Below are 1,640 nucleotides of genomic sequence, written 5' to 3' on the forward strand. Positions count from 1 at the left end.
ACCATTCGCACCGGAGTTAAACAGCTCAGAAAGGCTATGGGAGTGGATGCGGGAGCATGACTTATCAAACAAAGCATTTTCAGGTTATGAAAATATTGTAGATTGTTGCTGTGAAGCTTGGAATAACCTTTGCAGCGAAGCTGGTCGACTGTTCAGTCTGTGCTCCCGTGATTGGGCAGTTATACAGTAGTTAGAAAATTCAATTGGTATTAAATAACTTTGCTGCAATACCTCGAAGCTTAGGCTGATCATTTTCACTCAGAGTAACCCCATCAATTTTTTCCATGCCTAAAGCGTGAGGAGTTGCAGAGTCGCCATAAACGGCTGGAACTTTATAAGTAACCGGAAGCCTGAGAAGAACCCTGTTGGTGTCAGGGTGACGGATTGCCCAGTCACACGGCCGTGAAGGGAGCAAAAATGCACATTCCGGTAGCTCACTCTGCTTGATATCAAAAATATGCTGCTTTGCAACGGCCTTATTAGCATATTCCTGCTGCCGTGTTCTGTTGGCCTCAGTAATCAGATTTACTTCTTCCTTAACACTGTCAAAAAATGAGAAAATTGCGTGTTTGGTTCCCTTATCGATTGTGCTGGGTGAAAAGAAGGTAATCAGCCCCAGCATGAATCTGAGTATCCGTAAATCTGAATAAACCCGGGTTTCACTGGCAGGGGAAACCGTCTTGACAATCAGACGCCCTCCTCCCCTCAGGATAATCTCATTGACTTCACCAATTGAACCAGTGCCCAGGTTCTTTCTGTTATCCAACTCATCGGGGTCATAATCAATACCCGCTTCATCAAGACAGCGAACAAGCTCAGCCTTTGTCATTGGTTTATTACTGGTAGTCACGTGAGATAGCGCTTTGGTAAATTTCTCATGGTCATCACCAAAGAAACCTTTTGCAATAGAAGGAGAACTGCATGCAAATTGAATGGCCTTTACTAGAATCCCTCCCTGGGCACTTTCTGCTGCATTCTTGATACTGTCTACACTTCTGTCATTCCACCAGATACTGAACAAAATCCCCATCATCTTGAACGTTCTGACAAAACTGGCAAAGCCATTTTTGATCTGCTCACCCAGCCATTCAATAGAAGATAGTGTACGAGGCTGCCTACCAACAATGACCTGATCATCCGGCACCTTAGAGGGGTCATCAGGGTCAAACTGCTCCTGATCCAGATTCGACACAGGGGTAACAGGCTCGCTGAACACTATGAAAACCAGTATCTGCCCCGTAAGCAGCAGGGTCATAAGGTGTTTTTTGCGGAGGGTAAGCTGAAGAATGGATACCTTGAGATAATGGATCAACCGGATTATCTTCAGGATAATAATAATGTGGTTGAGGCTGCACAACGCTGGCCGGGTAATATGTATGTTCTGGCATTCTCAACAGGGCTCCATATTATTATTAGTGGAAAATTATTATTTAAAACAATAAAAAATGTTTAAAATCTATTTAGGAAATCATTACGAAATAATCAGTTAGTAATTAAGACCGAATAAGAATTTGGGAATGTAATTTAAATTGTGTAAACGCTTGTCGTTAATACTCCAAAATGGAGAATAACAATGAGCGTTGAAATCAACGAAAAACTGGTAGATCAAATAGCCAGTCAGATTAAAACTCAGGATGATC

General features: G+C 42.5%; 2 protein-coding genes and 1 pseudogene. 2 read left to right on the plus strand and 1 reads right to left on the minus strand.

The genetic code is table 11. The features are described 5' to 3' along the window. Positions 1-190, plus strand: a pseudogene (locus AK963_RS36230) (IS630 family transposase); the annotation flags it as partial. A 9-nt stretch (positions 191-199) separates the two neighbouring features. On the opposite strand, the gene AK963_RS28780 reads toward AK963_RS36230, so the two are convergent. Further along, positions 200-1,255 carry an AarF/UbiB family protein gene (locus AK963_RS28780; RefSeq protein WP_066018705.1) on the minus strand — a complete coding sequence of 352 codons (1,056 nt, stop codon included), beginning with the start codon at positions 1,253-1,255 and terminating at the stop codon, positions 200-202. Positions 1,256-1,303: 48 nt separating this feature from the next. Here AK963_RS28780 and AK963_RS33940 point away from each other — a divergent pair, with 48 nt between their 5' ends. Then, positions 1,304-1,453 carry a hypothetical protein gene (locus tag AK963_RS33940; protein ID WP_175404714.1) on the plus strand — a complete coding sequence of 50 codons (150 nt, stop codon included), beginning with the start codon at positions 1,304-1,306 and terminating at the stop codon, positions 1,451-1,453. The last annotated feature ends 187 nt before the right edge of the window (positions 1,454-1,640 follow it).

It is taken from the genome of Endozoicomonas atrinae (genome assembly GCF_001647025.1).
In the GTDB taxonomy this organism is placed as follows: Bacteria; Pseudomonadota; Gammaproteobacteria; order Pseudomonadales; family Endozoicomonadaceae; genus Endozoicomonas; species Endozoicomonas atrinae.